18 protein-coding genes are annotated in these 20539 nt (G+C 55.7%); 9 read left to right on the top strand and 9 right to left on the bottom strand.

All coding sequences use genetic code 11. The annotated features are described in order from the left end of the window. Positions 1–174: 174 nt before the first annotated feature. The gene (locus AC1MDE_RS09765; protein WP_058961593.1) at positions 175–762 is read right to left on the bottom strand and encodes a Yip1 family protein; all 588 of its coding nucleotides are present in this window, start codon (positions 760–762) and stop codon (positions 175–177) included. A gap of 168 nt (positions 763–930) precedes the next feature. Between AC1MDE_RS09765 and AC1MDE_RS09770 the strand changes: the two genes are divergently transcribed. Next, the gene (locus AC1MDE_RS09770) at positions 931–1506 is read left to right on the top strand and encodes a DedA family protein (protein WP_034821056.1); all 576 of its coding nucleotides are present in this window, start codon (positions 931–933) and stop codon (positions 1504–1506) included. Here AC1MDE_RS09770 and AC1MDE_RS09775 read toward each other — a convergent pair. Further along, on the bottom strand, positions 1503–2282 hold the full coding sequence (locus AC1MDE_RS09775; protein WP_058961595.1) for an SDR family oxidoreductase: 780 nt from the start codon (positions 2280–2282) through the stop codon (positions 1503–1505). The two genes, AC1MDE_RS09770 and AC1MDE_RS09775, sit on opposite strands and share 4 nt — an antisense overlap. A 118-nt stretch (positions 2283–2400) precedes the next feature. Between AC1MDE_RS09775 and AC1MDE_RS09780 the strand changes: the two genes are divergently transcribed. Then, entirely contained in the window at positions 2401–4215 is a 1815-nt protein-coding gene (locus AC1MDE_RS09780; RefSeq protein ID WP_058961596.1) for a glycoside hydrolase family 15 protein, read from the top strand. A gap of 198 nt (positions 4216–4413) precedes the next feature. After that, the gene (locus AC1MDE_RS09785; RefSeq protein ID WP_058961597.1) at positions 4414–5496 is read left to right on the top strand and encodes a L,D-transpeptidase family protein; all 1083 of its coding nucleotides are present in this window, start codon (positions 4414–4416) and stop codon (positions 5494–5496) included. A 170-nt stretch (positions 5497–5666) separates the two neighbouring features. Here the strand turns inward: AC1MDE_RS09785 and AC1MDE_RS09790 are convergent, their stop codons facing one another. Next, positions 5667–6692 carry a transporter gene (locus AC1MDE_RS09790; RefSeq protein ID WP_058961598.1) on the bottom strand — a complete coding sequence of 342 codons (1026 nt, stop codon included), beginning with the start codon at positions 6690–6692 and terminating at the stop codon, positions 5667–5669. A gap of 165 nt (positions 6693–6857) precedes the next feature. On the opposite strand from AC1MDE_RS09790, the gene AC1MDE_RS09795 reads away from it, so the two are divergent. Continuing rightward, the gene (locus tag AC1MDE_RS09795; protein ID WP_480344517.1) at positions 6858–8474 is read left to right on the top strand and encodes an inorganic phosphate transporter; all 1617 of its coding nucleotides are present in this window, start codon (positions 6858–6860) and stop codon (positions 8472–8474) included. 12 nt (positions 8475–8486) lie between these two features. Then, positions 8487–9407: a polyphosphate kinase 2 gene (ppk2, locus tag AC1MDE_RS09800; RefSeq protein ID WP_480344518.1), complete on the top strand. Its 921-nt coding sequence runs from the start codon at positions 8487–8489 to the stop codon at positions 9405–9407. Here ppk2 and AC1MDE_RS09805 read toward each other — a convergent pair. Further along, positions 9404–10609: an MFS transporter gene (locus AC1MDE_RS09805; protein ID WP_480344519.1), complete on the bottom strand. Its 1206-nt coding sequence runs from the start codon at positions 10607–10609 to the stop codon at positions 9404–9406. The genes ppk2 and AC1MDE_RS09805 overlap by 4 nt on opposite strands. Before the next feature lie 664 nt (positions 10610–11273). Here AC1MDE_RS09805 and AC1MDE_RS09810 point away from each other — a divergent pair. Beyond that, entirely contained in the window at positions 11274–12281 is a 1008-nt protein-coding gene (locus AC1MDE_RS09810) for a glycosyltransferase family 4 protein (RefSeq protein ID WP_480344520.1), read from the top strand. 7 nt (positions 12282–12288) lie between these two features. Here AC1MDE_RS09810 and dusC read toward each other — a convergent pair whose 3' ends face one another. The 3 genes from dusC to AC1MDE_RS09825 all read right to left on the bottom strand — a co-directional run bounded on the left by dusC (position 12289) and on the right by AC1MDE_RS09825 (position 15338). Beyond that, a complete protein-coding gene (gene dusC / locus AC1MDE_RS09815; protein WP_058961601.1) occupies positions 12289–13245 on the bottom strand; it encodes a tRNA dihydrouridine(16) synthase DusC in 957 nt (318 codons plus the stop codon). Between the two features lie 4 nt (positions 13246–13249). Then, the gene (gene rhlE, locus AC1MDE_RS09820) at positions 13250–14644 is read right to left on the bottom strand and encodes an ATP-dependent RNA helicase RhlE (protein WP_479414689.1); all 1395 of its coding nucleotides are present in this window, start codon (positions 14642–14644) and stop codon (positions 13250–13252) included. A 301-nt stretch (positions 14645–14945) separates the two neighbouring features. After that, complete coding sequence (locus tag AC1MDE_RS09825; RefSeq protein ID WP_034821088.1) at positions 14946–15338, bottom strand: YbhQ family protein; 393 nt, start codon at positions 15336–15338, stop codon at positions 14946–14948. A gap of 176 nt (positions 15339–15514) precedes the next feature. Here AC1MDE_RS09825 and AC1MDE_RS09830 point away from each other — a divergent pair, with 176 nt between their 5' ends. The 3 genes from AC1MDE_RS09830 to AC1MDE_RS09840 are packed head-to-tail and all read left to right on the top strand — an operon-like array spanning position 15515 to position 18491. Then, positions 15515–16276 (top strand): endonuclease/exonuclease/phosphatase family protein, encoded by a 762-nt coding sequence (locus tag AC1MDE_RS09830; protein ID WP_058961602.1) that lies wholly within the window; start codon positions 15515–15517, stop codon positions 16274–16276. Further along, a complete protein-coding gene (gene clsB, locus AC1MDE_RS09835; protein ID WP_058961603.1) occupies positions 16273–17517 on the top strand; it encodes a cardiolipin synthase ClsB in 1245 nt (414 codons plus the stop codon). Before AC1MDE_RS09830 ends, clsB begins: the two co-directional genes overlap by 4 nt. After that, entirely contained in the window at positions 17517–18491 is a 975-nt protein-coding gene (locus tag AC1MDE_RS09840; protein WP_058961604.1) for a lysylphosphatidylglycerol synthase domain-containing protein, read from the top strand. The genes clsB and AC1MDE_RS09840 overlap by 1 nt, the downstream gene beginning before the upstream one ends. A gap of 170 nt (positions 18492–18661) precedes the next feature. Here the strand turns inward: AC1MDE_RS09840 and AC1MDE_RS09845 are convergent, their stop codons facing one another. Beyond that, positions 18662–19369: a Bax inhibitor-1/YccA family protein gene (locus tag AC1MDE_RS09845; RefSeq protein ID WP_034821101.1), complete on the bottom strand. Its 708-nt coding sequence runs from the start codon at positions 19367–19369 to the stop codon at positions 18662–18664. Between the two features lie 57 nt (positions 19370–19426). Continuing rightward, positions 19427–20521, bottom strand: coding sequence for a DUF1615 domain-containing protein (locus AC1MDE_RS09850; protein WP_058961606.1), 1095 nt, complete (start codon positions 20519–20521; stop codon positions 19427–19429). Positions 20522–20539 lie beyond the last annotated feature (18 nt).

Below are 20539 nucleotides of genomic sequence, written 5' to 3' on the forward strand. Positions count from 1 at the left end.
GGTAGGGAGTTTTGCGCCGTGTTTAAGACACAGGCCGCGCGCATCAAACCAGACGGGATGCGGGCTGGCAGCAGCATAATACGCGCTTATCTGCGAAATTTCTTAGGTAGATTGTTTCTGAGCGTTAAAAAAACGGGAGACCTAATGGCCCCCCGTTCACGGTGTCGTTGCAGGTTAGAACAATCGTGGTCCGTAACCCCACAACACCACGGTCAGTGCCAGCAGCACTTCAAACACCAGCACACCAATCGCCAGTGTCGATCCTGAGAAGCGCATGCTCTCTTCACGATCAATATTGAGGAACACCGGAATGCCGATGTACAGCAGATAGCCGGTATAGAGTAACGCCACCGCGCCGACCAACACACACAGCCACACCAGCGGATAAAGAGCCACCAGCCCACTAATAAACAACGGGGTAGCGACATAGCCAGCAAACACGGTACAGCGCTGAACGCTGGGACGCTGCGGATAATCGCGCGCCATCCAATGAATGACGCGGCCCATCACCGCCACGCCGCCTAAGATAATCAGATAGAAAAGAATGCCGAGACCGATGCCGGTCAGCAGGTTGAGTTGCACGAACTGCCCTTCGCCCAGATTCCAGCCCAGTTGTGTGGTACCGATAAAGGCACAGATCACCGGGATCGCTGCCATCATCAAAACATGGTGGGTGTAGTGGTGCGAAACGCTCTCGTTTTCTTGCTTGATATCGCGCATTTCCTGGTTAGGATGCGCCAGAAGACCCCAGACATGATTCATAAAATCACTCCTCTGATGCGACGGGCTGCCACTTCAGCGATCAGGCTGTCTCACTCAGGCAGCTTCCCTTCAAGTATAATCGGCGCGGCTGTTTTTGCGGACAGCGGCACAAAAAAAGCCTCTGGCGTATAAACTGTTACCTGAATCACTCGCGACAGGGAGGAAAATTTGCATCTCGATATCAATGGATTAATTACGCAGTACGGCTATCTGGCGTTGCTGATTGGCTGTATCGCGGAAGGGGAAACTTTTACCCTGCTGGGCGGCGTGGCGGCGCATGAAGGCCTGCTGCACTTCACCGGCGTGGTGCTGGCCGCGATGGTGGGAGGAATTATCGGCGATCAGCTGCTGTTCTGGCTGGGCCGTCGCTACGGTACGCGCATTCTACGCCGTTTCCGTAAACATGAAGATACCATTCGTAAAGCCAATCGCCTGATTCAGAAGCGCCCGAGTCTGTTTGTGATTGGCGTGCGCTTTATGTACGGCTTCCGCATTATTGGCCCGATCATTATCGGTACCAGCCGGTTAAAACCGCTGCGCTTCTTTGTGCTCAACGTGATAGGCGCCGCGCTCTGGTCGCTGATCTTTGTCACCCTGGGTTACTTCGCCGGGGAGATCATTACTCCGTGGCTGCATAAACTCGACCAGCATCTTAAACATTTGCTGTGGCTGGTGGCGGCGATTGTGTTCGGCATCGCGCTGCGTTACGTGATTCGCCGCTGGAACCGCCGCCGGGCGGATTAGTGGTGACAACCTTTAAACTGTGGGTTGGCCAACATAAAGCCACCGTCAACAATAAACGATTGTCCGGTGGTATAGGTCGCCCATTCCGAACACAACCACGCGACTAAACTTGCCACTTCACGCGTATCGCCGGGCCGTCCAATCGGAATTTCCGGCATACGTGTGCTGCGCGCCTGATCGTCAGTCAGATGGTTCATCGCAGTAGCAATCGCGCCCGGTGCAACCGCATTCACCAGAATGTGATGGGGCAACAAACTCAGCGCCATCGATTTGGTCAGACCGCCGAGCGCATGTTTCGCCGCGGTGTAAGCGGTGGCATCCGGCAATGGAGTGTGTTCATGCACTGAAGTGATGTTAATGATGCGCCCGCCATCGCCCTGATCGACCATATGGCGGGCGGCGATCTGTCCGCAGATAAATGAACCATCCACATCGACGCTGAACGTTTTCCGCCAATCTTCAAAGGTGACGTCGAGAAAATCGGCTTTCATCATCACGCCCGCATTGTTGACCAATACGTCAATGCGACCCAGTGAATTGATGAGCTGCGCCAGTTGCTTGCCCCCTTCTTGCGGGTCGGAGAGATCCAGCTGCCGCACCTGTGCGGTTTGCCCTTTGCTTTCGACCAGTCGCGCTGTTTCCTGCGCCCCCGCCTCATCTGAGCGCCAGGTGATCCCTAACGTGTAGCCCGCTTCGGCCAGCATGACGGCACAGCTGCGGCCAATGCCGGAATCGGATGCGGTAACCACGGCCACTTTCTGTTTGCCCAGTGCCATAACATTCTCCTGCGTGATGGGTGTCCTCACAGTATAGAAGTTATCGATCTGTGCCTCGGATCAGCCGAAAAAACCCTTTCGTCTATAGTTAACAATCAGATGCAGTCAAGGAGGCAGGATGAGCAAAATTAAACGCAGAATTGATGATCACGGCGTGATTGGGGATTTACGGACCTGTGCATTGATCGCCAATGAGGGCACCATTGATTATCTCTGCTGGCCCGAGTTAGACAGCCCATCCGTGTTTGCTGCGTTGCTGGATGGCGATGATGCCGGTCTGTTCTCACTGGCACCCGACTGGAAAAATGCGCGCCAGCAGCAGCTCTATCTGCCGGACACCAATATTTTACAGACGCGCTGGTTGGGCGATGCGGGCGTGGCGGAGATCACCGATTACATGCCGATCTGCGACCAGCCCAATAAAGTGCCGCGACTGGTACGTCGGGTCAAAATGGTGCGCGGCTCGGCCACCTTCAATTTGCTGTGCGCCCCGCGCCATGATTATGCCCGTGCTGAAACCCATACCGAACTGCGCCCCGGTGGCGTGGCCTTTCTTGCTGAAGGCCAGCCCGCGTTACGGCTGAGTGCTACGGTGGTGATGACCCGTGAAAACCACAGTGCAGTTGCCGAATTTACCCTCAAAGCCGGGGAATCTGCTGAGTTTGTATTTGGCAGCGATGACGATCCCTTCGTGGCGGAGATTGCCACTGAACAGTGCTTCAGCGACACACTGGCCTACTGGCGGCGCTGGAGCAGCCACAGTACGTATCGCGGACGCTGGCAGGAAATGGTGACGCGATCCGCACTGGCACTCAAACTACTTACCTCGAAACAGCACGGTTCGATTGCGGCTGCAGCAACCTTTGGTTTGCCGGAAGAGTTAGGCGGCGAGCGCAATTGGGATTATCGCGCCTCGTGGATTCGGGATGCCTCCTTCAGCATGTATGCGCTGATGCGGCTGGGCTATGTGGAAGAAGCGCGAGACTTCACCCACTGGGTGGGGCGTTGCGTCGAGCACAGCCATGACGACACGCCGCACCTGCAGGTGATGTATCGCCTGGACAGCGGCACCGAACTGCATGAAACCGAGTTGCTCAATCTTTCCGGCTATGCCAACTCGCGCCCGGTGCGCATCGGCAATGATGCGTGGCGGCAGACCCAGCTGGATATTTACGGCGAACTGATGGATGCCATTTACCTTGCCAATAAATACGGTGAAGCCATTTCACAACGTGGCTGGCGGCATGTGTCCGACATGATTGATTATGTCTGCGGCAACTGGAACCAGCCCGATGCCGGTATCTGGGAGATGCGCGGTGAGCCGGAGCACTTTCTGCATTCGCGCCTGATGTGCTGGGTGGCGTTGGATCGCGCCCTGCGTCTCGGTCTGAAGCGTTCATTGCCGATGCCCTATGAGCGCTGGGATCGTGTGCGCAGTGAAATTCGCGACGACATCTGGCAAAACTTCTGGAACCCGGAACTGGGCCATTTCACTGCCACACGCGGCGGCAAGTTCCTGGACGCATCCATGCTGTTGATGCCGCTGGTGCGCTTTGTCAGCTCCACCGATCCTGACTGGATCGCCACCCTTGACGCGATTAAAACCCACCTGGTGAGCGACGGTTTAGTGCGCCGCTATAACATTAGCGAAACGCCTGCCGATGCCTTAACCGGGGGTGAAGGTTCCTTTGCCGCCTGTTCCTTCTGGTATGTGGAGTGTCTGGCGCGGGCCGGGCGCGTGCATGAGGCGCATTTTGAGTTTGAAAAGCTGCTGAGCTATGCCAATCCCCTGGGATTGTACGCCGAGGAATTTACTACGCATGGCGAAGCGCTGGGGAATATGCCGCAGGCGCTGTCGCATCTGGCGTTAATCAGTGCCGCTTTTTTCCTCAATCGTAAATTGAGTAATGAAGTGACGCTGTGGCAGCCTTAAGAAAATTCACATTTTGGGCGGTACGGCAACGAGATGGGTCGGGAAATGCCCACTAATTAAGTAAAGTATCATCAGCCTTTGAAAATCCTGATTCCCATCACTGCGCCTATGCACATATAATGCGCACCGGGTCATTGAGACCAAGATGGATTCGACACACTGACAAGCCTGAAACACGGCTATAACGACTTGAAAAACATGAAAAAGAGCATTCGCGCGTTCGCTTCACTTGCTTTAGTACTGGCGGCGTTCAGCCAGTCGGCATTCGCAGTAGTGTATCCGCTGCCAGCGGCTAACAGCCGTTTGATCGGCGAAAACCTTGAAATCACCGTGCCTGATGACAGCCGACTTCCGCTGGAAGCCTTCGCTGCTCAGTACCAGATGGGCCTCAGCAACATGCTGGAAGCCAATCCGGGCGTTGATGTTTATCTGCCAAAAGCGGGCACCAAAATGGTGATCCCTCAGCAGTTGATCCTGCCTGACGCCCCGCGTGAAGGCATCGTGATCAACAGCGCGGAAATGCGTCTTTACTATTATCCGAAAGGCACCAAGACCGTGGTTGTGCTGCCAATCGGTATCGGCGAACTGGGCAAAGACACGCCAGTGAACTGGACTACGACGGTTCAGCGTAAAAAAGCCGGTCCAACCTGGACGCCGACCAAAGCGATGCACGCAGAATACGCATCACGTGGCGAAAGCATTCCAGCGGTATTCCCGGCAGGTCCGGATAACCCGATGGGCCTGTATGCGCTGTATATCGGCCGCCTGTACGCAGTTCACGGTACTAACGCCAACTTCGGTATCGGTTTACGCGTGAGCCACGGCTGTGTGCGTCTGCGTGCTGACGACATCAAATGGCTGTTCGACAACGTGCCGGTTGGTACTCGCGTACAGTTTATCGATCAGCCGGTGAAAGCCACCGTTGAGCCAGATGGTTCTCGCTATGTAGAAGTGCACAACCCACTCTCTACTACCGAAGAGCAGTTCAACTCACGTGAAGTGGTGCCGATTACACTGACCGCTGCTGTGACCAAAGTGATTGCCGATGGCAGCACTAACCAGGATGCAGTGAACAACGCTATCCAGGCGCGTAACGGTATGCCAGTTAAGATCAATGGCCCGCAGGGTGAAGTGATGCCTGCGCCGGTGCCGGTACAGGAATCTTCTGACGCCACGCCGAAAGAAGAGCCGATGACTCCGCAAGGTGCCAGCGGCGTTGCACCGCAGAGTGATGTGGCTCCGGCTGCTCAGCCTGCACCAGCGACCGGCAACAGCCTGTAATCGCTGACTCGCCATCCAGTAAAAAGCCAGCCCATTGCGGCTGGTTTTTTTATGAGCACAAAAACGTATTACCCGAATCGACTGACCACAAAATGGTGACTTATGTGGTCGTTCTGATCTATTACCTGTGTGCCCGGTAGTCCCTTGATGCGCGCCTGGATGCCTGGGCATCATTCCCGCCGCCGTCTCAGCGCCAGCCAGCCCGCCACCAGGGTAAACACCAGCACCACAATCACCAACAGTAAGAAGCCGTGCGGATTATTTGCCAGCGGAATCCCGCCCACGTTCATACCGAAAAAGCCGGCAATGATGTTAATCGGCAGCGCCAGCACGGTGATCACCGTCAGTAAAAACAGCGTGCGGTTACTCTGCTCCATCAAACTCGCGGCAATCTCTTCCTGCAACAAGCGAATGCGTTCCATCAGTCCCGCCAGGTCATTCAATGCCACGCTGAACTCTTCCGTAAAGATGCGCAATTCACTGAGCGGTTCGCGCTTAAGCCACTTTGGTGGCCGATTTAACAAACGAAATAGCGCGGCGGGTTCCGGTGCCAGCAAACGCTGCACACGCAGTAGCATACGGCGTAAATGGCCCAACTCACTGCGGTTGGTTTTAATCGCTGCACTGAGCAAACGCTCTTCAATGGCATCCACCGCCTGACTGGAGCGACGCACCACTTGCTCCAATTGCGCTTCCTGCTCACCCAGCAACCACAACAGCATCGCATCCGGCTCGGCGAACGGGAGACGATCAATTTGCTGATGCATGCGTTCAATCATTCCCACCGGGCGATAACGCGCGGTGACAATGGTGTGCGCACAGCACCAAATCCACAACGTCGCGTTCTGTGTGCTGCGCTCTTCTTTGCTGAACGTCACATCATTGAGCACCGCCAGCAGCGCATCGTTTTGATGGGCCAAACGTGTGCGCGGTGAAGCAGAATGGATCTCATCGAAAAAATCATCGTCTACATTAAAGTGGTCCTGAACCCAGCGCTCGGCACGGGCATGATTCAGGTTGATGTGTAGCCAAAGAAAATAGGATTCCGGCAAATCTTGCTGCGCGAGCTGCGAAGCTTCACGCGCGTTGAGCCGCTGTGGCGGTGCTTCCGGCGTGAACAGATAGCCATGAATAAGACCGGCCACTTCATTATTGAAGTCCGGCAATGAGGCAAGCGGCAAGACAGGCTGGAGCATGGCAGCGTGAGGATCCCGAAGCGGTCAGATCCACAGACTGCGACAGCCGTGTTACAGCAAGATGACAGAGCGTGATCGCGATCATCATTCTGTCATACAAACCACGTATCACACTGCGGGTAACGGATGCCAATCGAGCATCGTCAATCCACACCGGGGTGTGTTATGGCTGAAAACAGTTTACCTGCATCTACATCAACATCATCGTCCCAAAACGGACGCCCGAATCTTAACCAGGGCAACGGAAAAATCTCACGCATCATCTTCCTGATCCTGCTGTGCGGCGGCCTGCTGTTCACCGCCATCAACCTGTTTAATGACGTGGAGGAGACCGGCGCGCCTGTCACCAGCTATACGCCGTTCCTGCTGCTGGGCGTGGCTTTAGTGATTGCGCTCGGCTTTGAGTTTGTTAACGGCTTCCACGATACCGCCAATGCGGTCGCCACCGTGATTTATACCCATTCGCTGTCGCCGGGTGTGGCCGTGGTGTGGTCTGGCTTCTGCAACTTCCTCGGCGTGTTGCTCTCCAGCGGCGTGGTGGCGTTTGGCATTATCTCGCTGCTGCCAGTGGAGCTGATTCTGCAGGCAGGCAGCGGCAACGGCTTCGCCATGGTGTATGCGCTGCTGTTCTCGGCCATCATCTGGAACCTTGGCACCTGGTATTTCGGCCTGCCAGCCTCCTCTTCGCATACGCTGATCGGTTCGATCATCGGCGTGGGCGTGGCGAATGCCCTGCTGCACGGTCGTAGTGGTACCAGCGGTGTGGATTGGGATCAGGCGATCAAAGTGGGTTACGCCCTGCTGCTGTCGCCGATTGTCGGCTTTATCTGTGCGGCGCTCCTGCTGCTGGCGATGAAGGCCTTTATCCGCAACCGCCAGCTGTATGAAGCACCAAAGGGCAATCAGCCTCCACCGGCATGGATTCGCGGCCTGCTGATCCTGACCTGTACCGGCGTCTCTTTCGCTCACGGCTCAAACGACGGTCAGAAAGGCATGGGCCTCATCATGCTGATTCTGGTCGGCACCATGCCGATTGCCTACGCCCTGAACCGTTCGCTGCCGCCGGATCAAATCCCGCGCGTGGCCGCGTTAACTCAGGTCACTGAACAGCAGCTGCTAACGCTGCAACCGGCACCGGCTGCAGTGCCCGCACCGCGTGAAGTACTGACCGAGTTTGTGCGCACCAGCCAGAACCGCCCTCAGGTACTCCCTGCCCTTGGCATGATGCTGGGCGATATCGGCGACCAGATCCGTCGTTATGGTGCGGTGGAGAATATCCCGGCGCAGGCGGTGACCAACACCCGTAACGATATGTATCTTGCCTCCGAAACTATCAAACATCTGCAATCGGCCAAAGTCGCGCTGCCGGAAGAGATTGCCAGCAATCTCACTGCGGTGAAGAAAGAGCTGGATGCCGCCACGCGCTTCATCCCGATGTGGGTGAAAGTGGTGGTCGCGATTGCCCTTGGCCTTGGCACCATGGTGGGCTGGCGTCGCATTGTGGTCACCGTCGGTGAGCGCATCGGCAAAACCCATCTGACCTACGCACAGGGTGCCAGTGCGGAGCTGGTGGCGATGGCGACCATCGGCGCAGCGGATGTCTTCGGCTTGCCGGTTTCCACTACGCACGTGCTGTCATCAGGCGTAGCGGGTTCAATGGCCGCCAACAAATCTGGTCTGCAGCTCTCAACGATTCGTAACCTCGCGCTGGCGTGGGTACTGACGCTGCCGGTCTCGGTCTTACTTTCAGGGCTGCTTTACGCTCTGTTTATTCATCTGTAACGGGGAAAAGTCATGGCGACACACGACAATAGCTTCCACAGCGAGACCTTTAATACGCGTCTGCTGCAGGAGTTTTACGACAGCTACGACGAAGAGCTGGAAATGGAGCTGGACGATCTACGCTTCAATGATAATGGTGAGCCACAGCAGGAAGGCGATAAGGCCTTTCGCCGCCGCTACTTCCGTGAGCTGCTGCATCTGCAGGGCGAGCTGGTGAAGTTACAGGATTGGGTGATGCGTACCGGACATCGCGTGGTGATTTTGTTTGAAGGCCGTGATGCCGCCGGGAAAGGCGGGGTGATCAAGCGTATCACCCAGCGTTTAAACCCGCGCACCTGTCGCGTCGCCGCCCTGCCCGCACCGAACGATCGTGAGAAAACACAGTGGTATTTCCAGCGCTACATCGCTCACTTGCCTGCAGCAGGTGAAATTGTGATGTTTGACCGCAGCTGGTACAACCGCGCAGGTGTTGAGCGCGTGATGGGCTTCTGTAACGAAGCCGAAGTGGAAGAGTTTTACCGCAGCGTGCCGGAATTCGAAAAAATGCTGACCCGCAGCGGCATTCAGATCATCAAATACTGGTTCTCGATTACCGATGAAGAGCAGGAGCTGCGCTTCCTGAGCCGCATCCACGATCCGCTGAAACAGTGGAAATTGAGCCCGATGGACCTCGAAAGTCGTCGTCGCTGGGAAGATTACACCGAAGCCAAAGAAGAGATGCTGGAGCGCACCCATATTCCTGAAGCGCCATGGTGGGTAGTGCAAGGTGTGGATAAGAAACGTGCGCGCCTGAACTGCATCAGCCATCTGCTGCAACAGGTGCCCTACGAAGAGAGCGAGAGCAAAACCATTATGTTACCGACGCGCGAACGTCATGAAGATTATCGCCGCGCGCCAGTGCCAGAAAACATGGTGGTACCTGAGAAATTTTAATGAACAGTTTGCACGGCTGCCTGGCGGCCGTGCTGCTGTTGCAAACGCAATGTAATGGCAAATGCGCCTAGCACCATCAGGGCCGCCGCCAGATACACCGACTGCATCCCCCAATGACCAATCAGCAACCCCGCCACCGGCCCCGTCAATCCCAGCCCTAAATCGAGAAACGCCGAATACGTCCCCAACGCCGATCCCTGATCCTGTTGCTGCACGCGTTTAACGGCTTCCACACCCAGCGCCGGGAACACCAGCGAGAAACCACCGCCGGTCAGGAACGCGCCGATATCCACCAGCCAGCTGCTGTCGGCCTGCCAGATTAACAGCAGACCGGCACACTCCAGCACAAACGACACCAGCGACACTTTCAACCCGCCAAAACGGGTGATATAGCGGCCGCCGGCGAGTCGCACCAGCACAAAGCCCAGGCTGAACAAAGTCAGGGCAAAGGCGGCGCCGCTCCAGTCGCGGCTGGCAAAATAGAGCGTGATAAACGTCGAGATGACGCCAAAGCCGATGGTGCCGAAGCCCAGTGCCAGCCCGAACAGCCAGACCCGGCTGACCACGCGATGAAAAGGAATACGCACGCCCGCTGTGACGCTGACCGCCGCCTTACGACTCGCCATGCAGAAACCGATCACGCCCATCAACGCCACGAGTCCGGCAAACCCACTGAGGCCGAACATTTGATTGAGCAGCACCCCGAGCGGTGCGCCTATCGCCATCGCAAAGTAGGTGGCAACGCCATTCCAGGAGATCACACGCGCCGTCTGCAGCGGTCCGACAAGGTTCATCCCCCACAGTGTCGAACCCGTGCTGCTAAAGCTTTCTCCCACGCCCAAAAACAGCCTACCCAGCGCTAAAAGCGCCAGACTCAGCATGGGTGTTGCGGTAAATAACGCGGCGAGAAGAGAGAGCACGCCGCTCATGCCGCAGCACACCAATCCCATCATCACCACGCGTTTCGGGCCATAGCGATCGGCCAGGCGGCCCGAATGCGGACGACTGAGCAGCGTGGCGAAGTACTGCAGGCTGATGATCAGCCCGGCGATGAACGAGCTGAAACCCAGCTGGTTATGCACAAATCCCGGCAGCACCGCGAGCGGCAGCCCTACTGAGAGATAGCAGAAGAAGGTGAAGACAATAACGGAAATGATGCGTTTATTTAACTGAGCATGACTCAGTACAGCGGCGTCAGACATAAGTGATGGCATTACAAATGAATGTGAAACGCTACTATAGCGCAATTAGCGTTGAGCTTGAACCTGACTTTACCTGGAACTGTGTCATGGCTTAATTCTGTATATTTCTATTATCGCTTTTATTGAAATATCGTCCCGGTAATTTCACTTTCCATTAATAATCAAACTTAATTCAATTTCATTTACGCATTGTTCTGACAAATCTGAAAAAAAACAATAATCGGAAAACAATTAACCAAAAACATTCCATTAAAAGAGCAGCAAAACCAACTGTTAATCTCTTCAGGTCGAATGAGTGCAGAGAGAGGCGCGCGCAATCATTCACATTAAGACATAGATCCCGCCCCTGATTGCCTTTAGGTTACAGATTATTCAATCAAACTTTGATCGTTACTTTCGGTGCGTAATCTAGATGATGACGTGGAACCCTCGCACCTGATTAACCCCATCTCTAACCTCTGTTCATTCTGTTCCCTACCGACCAGGAGAGATTATGAAGATAATCACCAGTGGAAGCGGATATCCTGAAAAAAGAAATATCATCACCAACCCACATAATAAGTATATTGATTGTCGCAAAAAGAATATCTACTTCTATTTAAATGCCGTCAGAGCAAGAATCTTACATAAAAATAAACAATTTATTTTTCTCCCGCTTCCCGGCTTGCTGCCACATGATGCGGATGTCATTCACCTCTTCAACGAAGTGGCCGGCACCAAAAGGAACTGGATCGCCACTTTTGAAACCGAAATCCCGCGCGTACTGCCGGTGCCTGGAGTGGCGAAGTTCGACAATCCTCAACTCAAGTCGCAACTGCAATTAATCGCCAGATCGGAATGCCTGACGTTAATTGCCATTTCTCAAGCGACGCTCGACATCCAGTTGAAGCTGCTCGACGCGTTTCCCGCTATCAAAGCCGCCGTCAGACACAAGCTCCACGTCCTGCATCCGCCGCAGCCGCTGCTGTGCGTCAAACCGCGTCTGATCTCGCCGGGAGAAATTCGTTTCATCTTTATCGGCAATGAGTTCTATCGCAAAGGCGGCGCGGAAGTGGTGCTGGCTATCTCCCAATTAACTGAAGAGGATGTGTTCACTCGCGGTCAGATTCAGGTGACGCTAATCGGTGACATCACGCAACGGCATAATATCGCCCACCGACATTTTCAGGATGATGAGGCGTTCTACGCGCGCATTGAACACCTCATCAAAATCTCGCCGCACATTCAGCATTTCACCACCCTGCCCAACAATCAGGTGCTGACCTTGCTGCAGCATTCGCACGTGGGATTGCTGCCCAGCTGGCAGGATACTTACGGCTTCTCGGTGCTGGAGATGCAAGCCAGTGGCTGTCCGGTGATCACCACCAACATTCGCGCCTTGCCGGAGATCAATCCACCCGGTACAGGGTGGCTGATTCAGCAGCCGGTCAATGACGAATATGAGTTAGTGGTGGATTCTCAGGAGAGCAAACTGCAGATACGCCGACAAATTGTGCAACAGCTTAAGGGGCATATCATTGATATTTTGAGTAATCCGGGCGTGATCACGCAATATTCTGCGCAATCACTGAAGCGAATTGCTGAGCAGCACGATCCGGGAAAATTCAGCGAGCAACTTGCTCACTTCTATTCAGCCAGCAAGCAGATGCACTACACAACGGCGTTTAAATGAGGAAGGGTTAAACCGGTGCGGTTAACTGAAGGGCGTGGCGTTCAATTGCCGTGGCAATCTCAGCAGATACGCGCAGAGTGCGGATCTCACTGAACAGCCCATCGGCTTCGTTATAGGCTTTACGCAGATAACCGAGCCACTGTTTGATGCGGGCGACGTGATACATGCCGGTATCGCCCTGCTTCTCCAGCTGCGTGTACTTCAGCAGCAGTTCGACCACATCCGGCCACGGCATCGGCGCTTCGTTGTATTTCACCACACGGCCGAGGTTCGGGATGTTGAGCGCACCGCGCCCCAGCATTACCGCATCGCAACCGGTGATGCGCAGACAGTCTTGCGCATCCTGCCAGCTCCAGATCTCACCGTTGGCGATCACCGGAATCGACAGACGCTGGCGAATTTCACCAATCGCCTGCCAGTTGATGCTCTCAGCGCGGTAGCCATCTTCTTTGGTGCGACCGTGCACCACCAGTTCGCTGGCACCGGCCTGCTGCACCGCGTCGGCAATTTCAAAGCGGCGCTCACCCGAATCCCATCCCAGACGCACTTTCACCGTGACGGGAAGGTGATCGGGCACGGCTTCACGCATTGCTTTCGCGCCGCGATAAATCAGCTCAGGATCTTTGAGTAAAGTGGCGCCGCCGCCGCTGCCGTTCACCAGTTTTGATGGACAGCCGCAGTTGAGATCGACGCCCCAGGAGCCGAGTTCTACTGCACGCGCGGCGTTTTCTGCCAGCCACTCAGGATATTGCCCGAGTAGCTGCATACGCACGCGCGTACCGGAAGCCGTTCGGCTGCTGTTGTGCAGCTCGGGACACAAACGGTAGAAGGATTTTACTGGCAGCAGCTGATCGACCACGCGTAAAAACTCAGTAACGCACAGATCATAATCATTTACCCCGGAGAGCAGTTCGCGTACCAGAGAATCCAGCACGCCCTCCATCGGCGCCAGTAATACCCTCATCGCGTTAGATGTTCCCGCTCTTTTTCGCTGCCGGACGACGACGACCGCTGTTGGCGGCTGGCGCGTTTTGAGCGGCACTGCTGCCCTGACGACGTGCAGGACGCGCTTCGCCCTGTGGACGTGCGCCATTGCCACCCTGTGGACGCTGACCGTTGCCGCTGTGCGGACGAGAGACGTTACCGCCCTGCCCACGCCCCTGGCCACCCTGACCGCGACCCTGCTGCTGGCGACCATTCTGGATCGGTTCCGCTTTGATGCTAGGGTCCACTTCGAAACCTTCCAGCTCAATGCGCGGAATCTCACGCTTCAGCAGGCGTTCGATATCACGCAGCAGTTTGTGTTCATCGACACACACCAGTGACAGCGCAGCGCCGGTTGCCGCAGCACGACCAGTACGACCAATACGGTGGACGTAATCTTCCGCCACGTTTGGCAGCTCGTAGTTCACCACGTGTGGTAATTCTTCGATATCCAGACCACGCGCGGCGATATCCGTTGCCACCAGCACACGAATGCCACCGGATTTGAAGTCAGCTAACGCACGGGTACGCGCGCCCTGGCTTTTGTTGCCGTGGATTGCCGCTGCGGTGATGCCATCTTTGTTCAACTGTTCAGCCAGATGGTTGGCGCCGTGTTTAGTACGGGTGAACACCAGCACTTGCTGCCAGTTATCGCGACCAATCATCAGCGACAGCAGTTCCCGCTTACGCTTCTTATCAACGAAGTGTACCTGCTGTGAAACTTGCTCAGAGGCGGTGTTACGACGCGCCACTTCCACCTGCTCCGGGTTGGTCAGCAGTTTTTCCGCCAGGGTTTTGATCTCATCCGAGAAAGTGGCAGAGAACAACAGATTCTGCCGTTTCGCTGGCAGACGCGCCAGTACACGGCGGATGTCATGGATGAAGCCCATATCGAGCATGCGATCCGCTTCATCCAGCACCAGAATCTCAACCTGTGACAGATCGACCGCATTTTGATGCGCCAGATCCAGCAGACGGCCTGGCGTCGCCACCAGCACATCCACACCCCCGCGCAGTTTCATCATCTGCGGGTTGATGCTCACGCCACCGAAGACCACCAGTGAGCGGATATTAAGATACTGACTGTATTCACGAACGTTCTCGCCCACCTGCGCCGCCAGTTCACGGGTTGGGGTGAGGATGAGTGCACGCACCGGACGGCGACCACGCGCCGTGCTCGGATTGGCAGAAAGACGCTGCAACAGTGGCAGCGTGAAACCGGCGGTTTTACCGGTACCGGTTTGGGCGCTCGCCAGCAGGTCACGACCCGCCAGCACCACGGGAATAGCCTGACGCTGAATCGGCGTCGGTTCCTGGTAGCCTTGTTCCGCTACCGCACGCAAAATATCGGCACTTAAGCCGAGAGAGTCAAATGACATGCAGGTGTATTACTCCGAACCGCCCTGTTCGCCGTCAGCGATGTAGTTTTCAGGGGGTATATGACGCAAGCCTGGTGGGCTCACGTGTGAAAAGGGCACAAACTACCATGCGTAAGGGCGGGAGTTTAGCAGGTTTCCGCTGCCACCGCGACTGACAATAGTCACGGCGCTGTAACATGATGTTGGTAGTCTTCCCGCTGTGGCACGAGTCGCGCCGTTGCTCTCTGTGACCGTTATTGCGCTGCGCATAACAAAAAAGGAGCCGCATGCGGCTCCTTTCGGTTCGCGACTGAGCTTTCGCTTAGCTGCGCTTTTTCTCCACGCGATGCGCGGGTTCTTTCGCCAGCAGTGATACCAGCGCCGGACCCACCAGCATCACCACGCCCAGGCAACCGATCAGCAGGTTGTTGTGGATGAAGCGGGAGATCAGGAACAGCGTCAGCATCGCCGCGCCGAAGTAGTACGTTGTTGTGACTTCTTCCAGCGCGTCACCCATGCGACGCAAACGGGCACTACGCTGCAGAGCCAGCATGGCGATAAACACCACTGCATAAGCTGCTACCAGGGTACTGCTCACTTCAACCAGCGCCTTGTGTTTCCAGCCCCAAACCAGCGCGGCGATCACCAGCAGGTGCATCGCAATATGCAAACAGGTTTGACCGGTAACGATCTGAACACGATTAGACCATTTCATTCTCTTCTCCTGGCAGACCCAACAGGTCGCCCAAGTGTATCTGGCTGCGGCCAGACGGATTTCCTCAATGTAAAGCAAATTTCGGATAACGCCCTAATTTTCTGCGCCCTTCACCATCCATTTGTGACAAAGACTACACTTTGTGCTGTTGATGATGAAAAGGAGCGCGTCGAAGTATGCCACAAAACACGCAAGGATTTTCATTTAAAGTCCTGACGATCAATACCCACAAGGGGTTCACCAGCTTTAACCGTCGCTTTATCCTGCCGGAATTGCGTGACGCAGTCCGCGCCACGTCGGCGGATATTGTCTTCCTGCAAGAGGTGATGGGCACCCACGCTATCCATTCGCTGCACATTGAGAACTGGCCGGAAAATTCTCATTACGAGTATCTGGCAGATACCATGTGGCATGATTTTGCCTATGGCCGTAACGCAGTTTATCCCGAGGGACATCACGGGAACGCGATATTGTCACGTTTCCCCATTATTGAATATGAAAATCTCGATATTTCTGTGGCGGGAAGCGAAAAGCGCGGCATGTTGCACTGTCAGATTCGCCTGCCGGATCGCCCCGATCCGCTGCATGTCATCTGTGTGCATTTAGGGCTCAAAGCGCAGCATCGTCAGGCACAGATGAAGATGATGAGCGATCGCATCAATGCCCTGCCGCACGATGCGCCGCTGGTGGTGGCCGGAGATTTCAACGACTGGCAAGTGCACGCCAACCGCTTCCTCAAGCGCAGCGCAGGGTTGCAGGAAGTGTTTAGCATGAAAAATGGTCGCCCGGCACGCACCTTCCCGGCACGTTTTCCGCTGCTGCGACTGGATCGTATCTATATCCGTAACGCCACCGTGAGCCAGCCCTGGGCGCTGCCGGTCAAACCCTGGTCTCACCTTTCCGATCACGCTCCCCTGGCCGTGGAGATTTTCCTATGAATTTCAGCTGGCGTGAGGGCAACCAGTTGCGGTTGCTGGAGAACGGCGAGCAGTTCTTCCCCTGCGTTTCAGCAGCCATTCAGCGTGCCGAGCGTTCGCTGCTGCTGGAGACGTTTATTCTGTTTGAGGATGACGTTGGCAACGCGCTGCATGGCGATCTGCTGGCGGCGGCGCAGCGTGGCGTCAAAGTCGAGGTGATGGTGGATGGCTACGGTTCACACGATCTCTCCGACGCCTTTGTGAACACGCTGACTGAAGCCGGCGTCCGTTTTCTCTATTATGATCCGCGTCCGCTGGTGCTGGGCATGCGCACCAACGTGTTCCGTCGTCTGCATCGTAAAATCGTGGTGGTCGATGATGCCCTCGCCTTTGTGGGCGGCATCAACTTCTCTGCAGAGCACAATACCGATTACGGCCCGGAGGCAAAGCAGGATTATGCGGTCGAGGTGACGGGGCCGGTGGTGCTGGATATTGCTCGCTATGTACAGCAGGCCATCGGTAGCAAGCAGACCACGCGACGCTGGTGGGGAGGACGTTCACAGCGGCTGGCGGTTAATGCGATGCCCGGTGAGGCACAGGTTTTGTTTGTTTATCGCGACAATGACGACCATCGCGACGACATTGAGCAGCACTATCTCGATATGCTGCGCAAGGCCAAACAGGACGTCATCATCGCTAATGCCTATTTCTTCCCTGGCTATCGCCTGTTACGTGAAATGCGCAGTGCCGCACAGCGTGGCGTGCGTGTACGGCTGATCGTGCAGGGTGAACCGGATATGCCGATTGTCAAAGTGGGCGCCGAAATGCTCTACAACTATCTGGTGGATGCCGGGGTTGAAGTCTATGAGTATTGCCGCCGCCCGCTGCACGGCAAAATTGCGGTGCAGGATCAGCACTGGGCCACCGTAGGCTCCAGCAATCTCGACCCACTGAGTTTATCGCTCAATCTGGAAGCCAATCTCATCGTGCACGATCGCACTTTCAATCAGACGCTGCGTGACAATCTGGAAACCCTGCTTCAGCACGATTGTGTGCGCGTGCAGGATGACAAATTGCCGCCGCGTACCTGGTGGCATCTCACCAAAAGTGTGATTGTGTTCCATTTCCTGCGTCACTTCCCGGCCATTGCCGGTTGGTTGCCCGCGCATACGCCTTTACTGGCGCAGGTTGATCCCCCGGTGCAACCAGAAATGGAAACCCAGGATCGGGTCGAAACCGGCAACGAAGGAGCGAAACCCTGATGAGCAAAAAACATTCTCGCTGGCAATGGACCAAGAAAATCCTCACCTGGCTGTTCTTTATTGCGGTGATCGTACTGCTGGTGATCTACGCGCGCAAAGTGAACTGGCAGGACGTGTATCAGGTGATCGTCGGCTACAACCGCTATGTGGTGCTGGGCGCAGCGGCGCTGGTGGTGGTCAGCTATCTCACCTATGGCGTGTATGACTTAATCGGTCGCGCCTACTGTGGACACAAGCTGGCGAAGCGTCAGGTGATGCTGGTGTCGTTTATCTGCTACGCCTTTAACCTGACGCTCAGCACCTGGGTCGGCGGCGTGGCGATGCGTTATCGCCTCTATTCCCGCCTCGGCCTGCCCGGTGGCACCATTACACGCATCTTTTCCATGAGCATCGCCACCAACTGGCTCGGCTATCTACTGCTGGCGGGCGTGGTGTTTGTCGCCGGCATGGTACCGATCCCGCCGCGTTGGTTTATTGGCGAAAACACTTTGCGCATTATTGGTGCCGTGCTGTTAGTACTGGTCGCGATTTATTTGTGGGCTTGTGCCTTTGCGAAAAAACGTCGCTGGACGATAAAGGGGCAACATTTACAGCTGCCCTCGCTGCGCATGGCGCTGATTCAGTTTGCCGTCTCCAGCGCGAACTGGCTGGTGATGGGCACCATTATCTGGCTGCTGCTGGCGCGTCAGGTGGATTATCCGCAGGTACTGGGGGTGTTACTGATCAGCAGTATTGCTGGAGTGATCATTCATATTCCGGCGGGCATCGGGGTGCTTGAAGCGGTATTTCTGGCGCTGCTGGCTGGCGAGCATGTTTCGCACGGCACCATCATTGCCGCCCTGCTGGCCTATCGCGTGCTGTACTTTATTTTGCCGCTGCTGCTGGCGCTGGTGTTGTATCTGATGCTGGAGAGTCGCGCAAAACATCTGCGGCAGAAGAATGAACAGAAGATGGCCAAATCGGACGCGGGATAACCGGGGAGAAATCACTCACGCGCGGTGGGCGCCCTCAATGGCGCCCCAACAAAATTCTGTGCAGATTTACATTGATGCATGTTGCCTGTCATGAATTGCGCCCCCTACAAGCATCCTGTTCGGATGTTGCAGGGGGCGCATTGATACCAGCCAGAAGCGGTGCTGCAGAGTTAACGGCGGTTGCCGAAAATACGCAGCAGCATCAGGAACAGGTTGATGAAATCGAGATACAGCGTCAGCGCACCCATGATCGAGTAGCGACGCAGATTCTCTTTGTCATTAACGTTGATGGTTTCACCAATCGATTTCAGTTTCTGGGTGTCATAAGCGGTCAGACCGACAAACACCACTACGCCGATGTAGGTGATCGCCCACATCAGCGCCGGGCTTTTCAGCCAGAAGTTCACCAGTGACGCCAGCACAATACCAATCAGCGCCATAAACAGCAGGCTGCCAAAGCGGCTGAGATCGCGCTTGGTGGTGTAACCGTAGAAGCTCATGGCACCGAACATGCCCGCCGTCACGAAGAAGGTGCTGGCGATAGATGAATAGGTGTAGACGAGGAAAATACTCGCCAGCGTCAGGCCCGTCAGCGCCGAATAGAGCATAAACAGCCCGGTGGCCAGGGTACTGCTCAGACGATGTACCATGCCCGACAGCACAAAGACCACCGCCAGCTGCACAATGATCAGCCCGAAGAAAGTGATGCGATTAGCAAACACCAGCTCCATCACCGCAGGTGTGCGCGCCGCAAACCAGGAAACAAAAGCGGTCAGCAGCAAACCACAGGTCATCCAGCCATAAACCTGTGCCATATAAGTCTGCAGCCCGGTTGACGCCTGCTGCACGATTGAATCATTACGTGGATATCGGTCCATGATGCACCTCTTTAAGTTAGACAAACGCTCTAAGTGTGGAGTCTACACCGCATTGCGTCAACGGCGCGTCAAGCACTGCTGATATCGGCCATTTACGCGCTGGGCAAACCAGGCGGTGGTCAGATTGCGGGTGATTTTCGGGCTCTCCAGTTTAATGCCCGGCAGCATCTCGCGCGGCAGGCGTTTACCGGCCATTTTATCAGCCAGAATAAACGTCTGCTTCCAGAGCGTGCTGTTGCTGAAGCTTTCCGTATCGCCCTTCTCCAGATCGCGACGGATCTCCCGATTGCTCATATCCAGCTGCTTGCTCAACGTGCGCACCGCTAATTCAGTGGAACCGGCTTGCTCGCTGCCGTACATAATTAAGTCACCATCCAGCGCCAGTTTGATGCCGCTGGCACGCGCCACTGCTGCCTGGAAAGCGGCGTTACGACTGGCGTACCATCCGGCATTGAAATCGGCAAAACGGTACAGCATCTGGCTGTAATCCGCCGGATAGCCGAGCAAATGCAGCGTACCGAAATAGATGCCGCCACGACGCGTGAAGACTTCACGGCGAATCGAGCCATCAATCGAATACGGATAACCTTTGGCATGCGCTTCGGCAAATTCAATGCTGACCTGCATCGGGCCGCCGGTGTGAATCGGATTGAGATTGCCAAACAGCTTCTGCCCCATCGGCACCATATCGATGAAATCATCGAAAATTGCGCTCAGCTCTTTCTCACTGCGCACCTTATCCAGTCGCGCGGCGTAGCTTTCCCCGGTGGGCGATTTAATCAGTAAGGCGGTGCGCACTAAGAACGCGGGAACGTGCACTTTGGCGGCGCGGCGGTCAATTTCACCCCAGGCGATTTTGGGTAAACCGGGCACAGGCGCATCGGCACTGAAATTGGACTCCTGATCGGTGACCGCGATCACCGCACAGACGTTACTGGCGCTGGGATCGATCTGCTGGACGCGAAACGCGGTGTAGATGTCGTCTGCCCAGGCGCTTTTTTGGCTGACATCGCTCGGCAGTAACTTTTGAATCTGAGATTTGACGTCGGCAGGTTGCCGCGCGGGGGCCTGCGGTTCTTTTTTGGTACTACATCCGGCCAGTACCAGCGCGGTGAGCAGCGCCGCGCCTTTGAGCATTTTAGTGGTATTCATCTTGTTCCCTGACAGGCC

The sequence above is a fragment of the Pantoea folii genome (genome assembly GCF_056678875.1).

Excerpts from the sequence above, each read along its gene's own strand:
- AC1MDE_RS09765 (WP_058961593.1), bottom strand. The coding sequence starts at position 762 with ATGAATCATGTCTGGGGTCTTCTGGCGCATCCTAACCAGGAAATGCGC.
- AC1MDE_RS09775 (WP_058961595.1), bottom strand. The coding sequence starts at position 2,282 with ATGGCACTGGGCAAACAGAAAGTGGCCGTGGTTACCGCATCCGATTCC.
- AC1MDE_RS09780 (WP_058961596.1), top strand. The coding sequence starts at position 2,401 with ATGAGCAAAATTAAACGCAGAATTGATGATCACGGCGTGATTGGGGAT.
- AC1MDE_RS09785 (WP_058961597.1), top strand. The coding sequence starts at position 4,414 with ATGAAAAAGAGCATTCGCGCGTTCGCTTCACTTGCTTTAGTACTGGCG.
- AC1MDE_RS09790 (WP_058961598.1), bottom strand. The coding sequence starts at position 6,692 with ATGCTCCAGCCTGTCTTGCCGCTTGCCTCATTGCCGGACTTCAATAAT.
- AC1MDE_RS09795 (WP_480344517.1), top strand. The coding sequence starts at position 6,858 with ATGGCTGAAAACAGTTTACCTGCATCTACATCAACATCATCGTCCCAA.
- ppk2 (WP_480344518.1), top strand. The coding sequence starts at position 8,487 with ATGGCGACACACGACAATAGCTTCCACAGCGAGACCTTTAATACGCGT.
- AC1MDE_RS09805 (WP_480344519.1), bottom strand. The coding sequence starts at position 10,609 with ATGTCTGACGCCGCTGTACTGAGTCATGCTCAGTTAAATAAACGCATC.
- dusC (WP_058961601.1), bottom strand. The coding sequence starts at position 13,245 with ATGAGGGTATTACTGGCGCCGATGGAGGGCGTGCTGGATTCTCTGGTA.
- rhlE (WP_479414689.1), bottom strand. The coding sequence starts at position 14,644 with ATGTCATTTGACTCTCTCGGCTTAAGTGCCGATATTTTGCGTGCGGTA.
- AC1MDE_RS09825 (WP_034821088.1), bottom strand. The coding sequence starts at position 15,338 with ATGAAATGGTCTAATCGTGTTCAGATCGTTACCGGTCAAACCTGTTTG.
- AC1MDE_RS09830 (WP_058961602.1), top strand. The coding sequence starts at position 15,515 with ATGCCACAAAACACGCAAGGATTTTCATTTAAAGTCCTGACGATCAAT.
- clsB (WP_058961603.1), top strand. The coding sequence starts at position 16,273 with ATGAATTTCAGCTGGCGTGAGGGCAACCAGTTGCGGTTGCTGGAGAAC.
- AC1MDE_RS09840 (WP_058961604.1), top strand. The coding sequence starts at position 17,517 with ATGAGCAAAAAACATTCTCGCTGGCAATGGACCAAGAAAATCCTCACC.
- AC1MDE_RS09845 (WP_034821101.1), bottom strand. The coding sequence starts at position 19,369 with ATGGACCGATATCCACGTAATGATTCAATCGTGCAGCAGGCGTCAACC.
- AC1MDE_RS09850 (WP_058961606.1), bottom strand. The coding sequence starts at position 20,521 with ATGAATACCACTAAAATGCTCAAAGGCGCGGCGCTGCTCACCGCGCTG.